At 71.9% G+C, this 8,593-nt stretch carries 6 protein-coding genes; 1 reads left to right on the top strand and 5 read right to left on the bottom strand.

The genetic code is table 11. The annotated features are described in order from the left end of the window. Window positions 1-240: 240 nt before the first annotated feature. From ACFYON_RS28910 to ACFYON_RS28890, 5 genes are all read right to left on the bottom strand, one after another. A complete protein-coding gene (locus ACFYON_RS28910; protein ID WP_354875016.1) occupies window positions 241-2,964 on the bottom strand; it encodes a hypothetical protein in 2,724 nt (907 codons plus the stop codon). Window positions 2,965-3,195: 231 nt separating this feature from the next. Further along, complete coding sequence (locus ACFYON_RS28905; protein ID WP_354875014.1) at window positions 3,196-3,723, bottom strand: alpha/beta hydrolase; 528 nt, start codon at window positions 3,721-3,723, stop codon at window positions 3,196-3,198. A gap of 75 nt (window positions 3,724-3,798) precedes the next feature. Then, window positions 3,799-5,517, bottom strand: a complete 1,719-nt coding sequence (gene argS / locus ACFYON_RS28900; protein WP_354875012.1) for an arginine--tRNA ligase — start codon at window positions 5,515-5,517, stop codon at window positions 3,799-3,801. 280 nt (window positions 5,518-5,797) lie between these two features. Then, entirely contained in the window at window positions 5,798-6,856 is a 1,059-nt protein-coding gene (trpS, locus tag ACFYON_RS28895; protein ID WP_354875010.1) for a tryptophan--tRNA ligase, read from the bottom strand. 282 nt (window positions 6,857-7,138) lie between these two features. Further along, complete coding sequence (locus tag ACFYON_RS28890; RefSeq protein ID WP_354875008.1) at window positions 7,139-7,579, bottom strand: PRC-barrel domain-containing protein; 441 nt, start codon at window positions 7,577-7,579, stop codon at window positions 7,139-7,141. Window positions 7,580-7,700: 121 nt separating this feature from the next. On the opposite strand from ACFYON_RS28890, the gene ACFYON_RS28885 reads away from it, so the two are divergent. Continuing rightward, window positions 7,701-7,961: an SCO4848 family membrane protein gene (locus ACFYON_RS28885; protein ID WP_354875007.1), complete on the top strand. Its 261-nt coding sequence runs from the start codon at window positions 7,701-7,703 to the stop codon at window positions 7,959-7,961. Window positions 7,962-8,593: the final 632 nt, after the last annotated feature.

The raw sequence follows: 8,593 nt of genomic DNA, 5'->3' as shown, positions 1-8,593 counted from the left end.
ACCTCCAACTGCTCTACCAAGGCCGCTCCCCCAACTCCGGCGGCGACTACGGCCTCCTGCCCTACCGACCCGGACTCCTCACCCTCCAGCGCTGAGCGCGTACCCCGAGATCCGGAGAGCCCGGCCCGCGACACGCGGGCCGGGCTCTCCGGCGTCTCGGACGGTGATGATCGTTGCTCTGGAGGCAACGGTGGTGGCGCGGTCCGCCGTTGACGGGAACCGCCCGGCCGGCCGGTGACGTTACGCGCGGACGGTCACCGGCGCGCTCGTGGCACGACCGTTGGCGTAGCCCGCCTTGACCGCGACGACCGTCACGGTGACCGCCTTGCCGCGCATCGCCGCGGTCAACGTCAGCGTCTTCGTCGTCGTGCCGGTCAGCTCCCCGCCCACTCGCCACTCGTAGCGGTACGAGTCGGCGGTCGGCGTCCAGGTGCCGGTGGTCGCCTGCACGGTCTGACCCACCCGAGGCGTGCCGGTGATCGTCGGCGTGACAGTGGCCTGCAACGCCGGACCCTTCGCGACCGGGACCGTGGCCGCCGACGTCGCCCGGCCGGACGAGTACCCGGGCTTGGTCGCGGTGACCGTCACGGTCAGCCGCTTGCCCAGCTCGGACGCCCGGATCACGTACGTCGGACCGGTCGCCCCGCTGATCGCGGTGCCGTCGGCCGCCCACTGGTAGGCGTACGCCGAGGCGGCCGGGCTCCACTGCCCGGTCGACGCGCGCACCGTCGCCCCCACGGCGACCGTGCCGGTCACCGCCGGTGCCGTCACCGACCGGAGGGCCTGAGACTCGGTGATCGAGAACGCGTCGGCGAGCGAAACCGGGGTGCTCCACTCGTCCGGCCGAATCGAGACGGAAGCCTTGCCCACCCCGGCGGAGGTCAGATCGACATCGGCGGTGAGGGTCCGGCGGTCCGCGGAGACGCTCCGCACCGTCGCGACGATCGCGGTGCCGCCGGCCGGGGTGACGGTGACCTGATCCTCCTGGTGGAGGCCGCTGCCGGTGATCGTGATCGTCCGTACCGCGCCGGTCTCCACCGACGCCGGCGACACCGACGTCACGGTCAGCGGATCGGGCGCCACGGAGAAGGAGTAGTAGGTCTGCAGCGATTGCGCGCCGTCCGCCGTCACGCTCTTCACGTAGAGCGTGTAGTAGCCGGCGTCCGGCGGAGTCCAGCTGATCGTCGCGGTGCCGTCGGCCGTGGCCGCGACGGTGCCCTCGGCGCCGGCGACCTGGTACGTGTACTTCACCGCGCCGGGCTGCCGGGGCTTGAACGTGAAGGTGCCGGGCGCGAACCTGCCGGAGCCCGACGTGGGGAAGTCCGTCGAGACGACCACCGGGGAGTCGGTCACCGACCAGGAGGTCCCGCCTTCGGTGGTCCGCACCCCGGCGGCGTTACTGGCGATCACGGTGACGTAGGCGTAGCCGGGCTCGTTGAGCGTGTACTGGAAGGTGACGGTGCCGTCAGCCGCCGCCGGCAGCACCTGCCGGGTGGCCGGATCGCGGTTGAGGAACACCTCGTACTCGGCGACGTTCACCATCTCGGTGCGCGCCGTGAAGGTGGCGGTGGACCCGACGGCCTCGCCGCCCCTGCGGGTCACGTACGGGCTGGCGCCCGACACCGAGACGGAGACGAACCGCGGCTCGGAGAGCGTGCCGTCGGCGCTGCGGCTCTGCACGTACAGCGCCTGCGTGCTCTCGCTGGTGGCGGTCCAGGTCAGGTCCGCGGTGCCGTCCGCGCCGGCCGGCAGGACGGTCTTCTGGCTCGCGCTGCCGTTGTAGTCAGCCGTCCAGTAGAGGTAGGACGTGACTTCGGGCATGCGCGGGGCCAGGTGGAACCGGAGCGACGACCCGATGATCACGTTCCGGTCGACGTCACCGGTGACCCGGGGGGCGTTGTCGACGACGAACGTGTAGGCCCGCTCCGGATGGGTCACGCCGTCGCCGGTGACGCTGCGCACGTACAGGGTCTGGCGACCCGCCCGGGTCGGGGCGATCATCGCGGTGGCCGTGCCGTCGCCGCCGGCCGCGATCGAACCGGACGGACCGTCACCGTCGATCCGCCAGGCGAACGACTCCGTGCCCGGGACGGTCGAGGTGAACTGGAACGCGCCGGGCACGCCAGGGCCGTAGTCCAGGTTGGTGCGGCCGTCGTCCGGATAGGCGGTGGAGAAGACCGAGGGCCGCGTCTCCCGTACCCAGAAACCGTAGATCGTCTGCTCGGACCAGTTTCCGGCGCGGTCGATGGCGTACACGAGCACCGAGTGGTAGCTCGCGTCCTGCGGCGTCCAGGTGACGGTGGCCGGGCCGCCGAGGCTCTCCGCCGGGACCGTGGCGTACTCGTCGTCGACACCGGAGAACCGGTACTGGTAGCTCACTGTGTCGTCGGAGGCCGAGGTGAAGGTGAAGCTCCCGGCGTCGCCGACCCCGCCACCGGCGTTCTCCCAGTCGCCCGTCGGGTACTTCGCGGAGGTGACGGCCGGTGCCGGACCACCGATGCGGTCGATCGTGAAGTAGCAGGTGGCGCTCCACGGCGAGGTGTCGGCGCCGTCGAGGACGCGCACCCGCCACGCGTACGTGGTTCCGTGCCGTTGCCGATCGGGATCTTCGAGCTGGACGTACACCTGGTTGTTGTGCTGGGCGAGGCCGGTGAGCCACTGCTGCGGGGCGTCCGGCGTGGTGACGTCCCACACCTGGAAGTCGGCCTGCGGGTCGGCGCTCTGCGGCGTGCCGCTGTAGGTGCCCTGGAGCACGACGGCGTTGGCGTCGTTGAGCCGTACCGGGCTCAGGTAGGGCCCGGGCGCCTGGGCAACGCAGGCCTGCCCGGCGGTGGTGAGGTCGGTCGGGCCGCCGACGGCGGCCGCGGCCGGAGTCGCGGCCGCGCCGACAACCGTCGCGCAACCGACGGCGAACGTGGTGACTGTCGAAAGTAGACGTCCGAAAGTGGGCGCGAGGGTACGCACTCCGGTCCTCCCCGTGAATGATCGCGGGCGGCGATCGAAGCGCCCGCGGAGGAAGGATCGCACGGGTTCGATGGCGGCGGTGCCCCCTACGACTGGAGAGCGACGTCTATCGTTCGGCCATGGGAGCGATCAAGCCGTGGCACCTGTCCATCCTGATGCTCTGCTGCCTTCTGCCGCTCGTCGCGGGGGTGGCGGGCGGCGTGTGGGCGTGGCGGCGCCGCCGCTGACCGGTCAGCGGCCGGCAGCGCCGGCGAACTCCTCCACGGCCGTGCAGATCCGCCCGAGCACCTCGGCCGAGGCCGCCAACGGCCCAGGCACCATCATCGCGTGGTCGGCGTCGGCGACCTCCACCACGTACGGGGTGAGCCGCCGCGCCAGCGCGCCGTCCCAGACCCGGTCGGCGGTGCCGCCGGCCAGCAGGAACGGCGCGGTGGCCCGGCCCAGCGACTCCCGTACCGCGGGGTCGGTCAGCAGCGGCGTCAGCCAGACCGCCGGGATGCCCCGGTCGGCGGCGAGCGGGGCGGCGAAACTGCCGAGAGACTTGCCCACGAGCAGATCGACCCCGGCGTCGAGGACCGGGTCCAGTTGCTCGGCGACCCACTGCGGCGCGCTGTCGAGGCGCAGATCGTCCAGCGACCGCCAGGTCACCTCGTGCACGTCGAAGCCGAGCCGGCGCAAGGCCTCCCCGACGTAGACGAACAGCGGGCCCCGGGTGTCGTAGCCCCGTCCCGGAGCGAGAACCGCGCGCCGATCCGCCATGGTCGCCTCCCTGCGTTCGATAGATGCGCCACGCTATCCGCCGCACGCATTTCCGGTGGCCCCGTCCAGCGCGTGTCACATGCGCTCGGGCGTACGGATACCGAGCAGGTCCAGCCCTTCGCGCAGCACCCGGGCGGTCAGGTCGGCCAGCACCAGCCGGCTGTCCCGCACCGCCTCCTCGGCACGCAGCACGGGGCAGTGCTCGTAGAACGTGCTGAAGGCGCTGGCGAGCCGGTACAGGTAGCCGGTGAGATGGTGGAACTCCAGGTTCTCCGCCACCTGCGCCACCACGCCCGCGAAGCCGACCAGCTCGATGGCGAGCGCCCGCTCGGCCGCCGCCGCGAAGGCGAGCGGCGCGTCCGGCCGCGCCGCGACACCGCCGCGCCGGAAGATCGACCGGATCCGGGAGTACGCGTACTGCAGGTAGGGGGCGGTGTTGCCGTCCAGCGACAGCATCCGCTCCCAGTCGAGCACGTAGTCGCGGTGCCGGTCGACGGAGAGGTCCGCGTACTTGATCGCGCCGATGCCGACCGCCCGGCCCACCTCGGCCGTCTCCTCGGCGCCCAGCTCCGGGTTCCGCTCGCGGGCCAGCGCCGTCGCTCGGCCGACCGCCTCCTCCAGCAGCCCCACCAGCTTCACCGATCCGCCGGCCCGGCTCCGCAGCATCCGTCCGTCCGGCCCGAGAATCGAGCCGAAGCCGACGTGCTCGGCGCGGGCGGGCGGAGTCAGCCACCCGGCCTGCGCCGCCACCGCGAAGACCATCTCGAAGTGCGTGCTCTGCGGCAGTCCCACCACGTAGACCAGGCGCGTCGCGCCCAGCGTCCCGGCCCGGTGCCGGAGCGCCGCCAGGTCCGTCGCCGGGTATCCGTACCCACCGTCGGACTTGCGCACGATCAGCGGCAGCGGCTCCCCGTCCCGGCCCACCGACGCGGGTGGAAAGACGCAGGCGGCGCCGTCGCTGAGACGCAGCATCCCCAGCCGGTCCAGCTCCGCCACGGTCGGCGCGAGCAGGTCGTGATAGCTGCTCTCTCCGCGGAAGTCGCCCCGGGTGAGGGTGACGTCGAGCAGGTCGTACACGGCCAGGAAGTAGCGCTCGGACTGCTCCACGAGGAGCCGCCACAGCCGCCGGGTGGTCTCGTCGCCGCCCTGCAACGTCACCACGCGCAGCCGGGACCGCTCGCGGAACCCCTCGTCGGCGTCGAACTTCCGGCGCGCCGCCGCGTAGAACGAGTCCAGGTCGCCCATGGACAGCTCCTGCGCCGCGCCGTCCTCGCCCAGGTCGACGAGGTGTTCGATGAGCATGCCGAACGGGGTGCCCCAGTCGCCGAGGTGGTTGGCCCGCACGACCTGGTGTCCCAGCCGGCCGAGCAGCCGGGCCGCCGCGTCTCCGATCACCGTCGAGCGCAGGTGCCCGACGTGCATCTCCTTCGCCACGTTGGGGGCCGAGTAGTCGACCACCACGGTCTCCGGCACGGCTGCCGCCGGCACGCCGAGGCGCGGGTCCGACGCGAGCGCGCCGACCATCCCGGCCAGGGCGTCGTCGGACACCGTCAGGTTGAGGAAGCCCGGTCCGGAGACCTCCGCGGCCGAGCAGACGTCCGTCAGCGCCGAGTGCCGCAGCACCTCCGCGGCGATGTCGCGCGGCGGCCGGCCGAGCCGCCGCGCCAGCGCGAGCGCCGCGTCGGACTGGAAGTCCGCGCGCGGGGAGCGCCGTACCAGCGGGTCCACGGGCACGCCGGCCACGGCCTCGAACGCCGGCGCCAGCCGGTCGGTCAGCAGTCTCTCCAGATCCATGGGTACGCCGATCTCGCTCGAATCCGCTCTCACGCGGATCTCGGATGGGATGCGGGCGGACCGGGGACGGCCGGGTGCGACCGGCGGCTCGATCCGCCGGTCGCAGGAGACAGGTGCTCAGCGCAGGCGGTCGCGGGACCGCCGGCGTCGCTCCGCACCGGCCGGGACGTCGTTCGACGGCGGCACGAGGGTGCGGGCGCAGGTCACGGGGGAAGCCTAACCGGCCGGTCCGGGGCGGGCAACGTCGTTCCCGGGCCGGCCGGTTGGGCGTACCCCCTCGTCAGGCCGGTGTGGCGGCGGCGCCGCGGTGCCGCTCGGCGCGGCGCCGCACCTGCGTGTACGCGCTGGTCAGGCCCATCGCCCGGCGCACCTCGACGAGCGTGCGGTGCACCTGCTCCCGGGTGCGTTCGGTGCCCTCGTGGATGAGCCGGTCGACGAGGCCGGTGTCGGCCTCGATCCGGGCGCGGCGTTCCCGGATCGGGTCGAGGAACCGGTTGAGCGCCACGGCGAGGGCCTCCTTGACCTCCACGTCGCCGACCCGGCCGGCCCGGTAGCGGGCCTTGAACTCCTCGACCTGCGCGCGGTCCGGGTTGAACAGGTCGTGGTACGCGAAGACCGGGTTCCCCTCGACGGAGCCGGGCACGTCGGCGCGCACCCGGTTCGGGTCCGTGTACATGCCGCGCACCTTGCGCCGCACCGTCGCCGCGTCGTCGGACAGGGCGATCGCGTTGCCCCGGCTCTTGCTCATCTTGCCCTGCCCGTCGGTGCCCACCAGTGTCGGCGTCTCCGACAGCAGCAGCTCCGGCACGGGGAACACCTCCCCGTACAGGTGGTTGAAGCGGCGGGCGATCTCGCGGGTCACCTCGACGTGGGCGGCATTGTCCCGGCCCACCGGCACGACCTGCCCCTTCACGCAGAGGATGTCGGCCGCCTGGAGGACGGGGTAGCCGAGCAGCCCGTACGGCATCTCCTCCTTGCCCGCGTCCCGGCTCATCTCCTTGAGCGACGGGACGCGTTCCAGACGCGGGACGGTGACGAGGTTCTGCAGGAGCGTGTTCAGGTCGCCGACCTCGGGGATCGCCGACTGGAGGTAGAAGGTGGCCCGGCTCGGTTCCACTCCGGCGGCGAGGATGTCGGTGACCATCTCCCGGGCGTTGCCGGCCACCTGGGCGATGTCCTCGCGGGTGTTCCTGGTGGTGAGCATGTGCAGGTCGGCGATGATGAAGAAGCTCTCGTACCGCTGGTGCAGCCGCACTCGGTTGGCGATGCTGCCCACGTGGTGGCCGAGGTGCAGCCGCCCGGTCGGGCGGTCGCCGGTGAGCATGCGTGCAGAGGACATGGTCGTACGCCTTTCGTGCCGTTCGCTGGCGGGGACGCGCGGATGCGCGGAGACGATCCGGGTGTCACCCGGATCGGTGGAGCGGCTCGTCAGAACGAGCGCCGCCATCGCCCGCCGGCGCGGAACCGAAGTCCGCCGGCACGAAGTACGTCGAGGATCTGCTCCCGGCCGTCAGCAGTGTGGCCCGGGAGACCGCTGCGGGTCTCCGGGAGGTGGCTGCGCGACCGGGCCATGGCAGACACATTAGCCGTTCATCGGCTCGTGCGGCCGCACCCGCGGTGCTTACCGCTGTCGATAGCTCTCCGCGTAGTAGGTGCCGACCCGCTCCCGGTAGTCCGGATGGGCGAAGTGCTCCGCGTCGAACGCGGGTGACTCCTTCACCTGCTCCCGGGTGCGGTCCACGTGCACGACGCGGTCCAGGTGGTCGACCTGGGCGACGGTTCCGGCCGGCAGCAGCACCTTCTTGCCGAAGATCCACGGACCGGTGTCCACCACCAGGTACCGCGCGTCGGCGTCCTCGCTCGCCTCGTCGATCGAGCCGATCCGGCCGTCCGTCGCCTCCACCCGGTAGCCGGTCAGGTCGATCGGCGTGCCCGGGCCGGGGGCGTCGGGGCCGTCCGCGTCGCCGGCGCGCTGCTGCGGCACGTCTCCCGGCCGGGTCTGGTCGTACCCACCGGCCAGGGCGGACGGATCCCGCCAGCTCCACGGGTTGAACGGCTGCATCGGCGCACCTCCGTCGAATCGGCTCGACAGAAACAGTGCCTCGGCGGCGGCACCGGAAACACGTGCGGCGTCGCTTGCGGGCCTGAGCTGGGACGACGGCGCGCTGGCATACTGGCCGACCATGGTCCTGTCACGTGGTTGGTCGCTGTTCCTGGTCGCCGTCGGCGTCTGGACGTGGGCGATCTGGCCGAGGTTCGCGCTCGCCATCTGGAACGACGAGCGCGCCTGGTCGACCGGTGTCGTCGGCGAGGGCAGCCCCACCGGCTTCCTCTGGGTACATGCCCTCCTGATCGCCGCGTCCCTGGCCATCGGCACGACTGTGGGAGTCCTCGGCCTCCGCGCCTACCGCGCCGCCCGCTCGACCCACCGCCGCCCCTCCTGACCCAGCCCCGTGATCAGGGAGTTCGTGTCCGACGAGAGGGGCGCCGTTCCGACGCCAACTCCTTGATCGCGGGTGCTCCAGGTGGGTGTGACGCGCGCCGCTACCCCTCGATTTGACGTTCAAACCCGCAGACGCGTAACTTTCTCTCTGCCAGCGCGGAACGGGGCAAACGGGACGAAGGTCCGGGAGCGCCGAACCAGGCTGGTGCCGGGTCCGACCGAGGCTTACGCTTCGCGAGGATGCGGCCCGGGCGAGGCCCGCTGACACGCCGCAGGGCGGATTTGGCGGAGCGGAACCGACCGGGTAAGGTTGTCGACCGGTAGGGAACCGGGCGAGCTAGCGGGAAACCGCAGCGGCCGGCCTGCCAAATCCGATGATCAAGTGCAGCGGGTGACCGCTGTGCTTGCTCAGCGGCGCCGACCCGTACGAAGCATGACAGACCGGGACACACGGTTTGACACGGCAGGGACGGTGAGGTAACGTAGTAAAAGTGCCCGGCGCGGGAGCGGCGGGTAGTTGAACGAAATGCCCCAAGCGGGGTGCTCCACGGTGGTGGGGTTTCTGGTTGGTGTGTGGTTGTTCTTTGAGAACTCAACAGGGTGCTTGTAAAGCCAGTGCCAATTGTTTTATAC

This window comes from Micromonospora sp. NPDC005686 (assembly GCF_042871665.1).
Lineage (GTDB): Bacteria > Actinomycetota > Actinomycetes > Mycobacteriales > Micromonosporaceae > Micromonospora.
The sequence above is the reverse complement of the archived record's forward strand: the minus strand, read 5'-3'. Positions and strand labels throughout refer to the sequence as shown.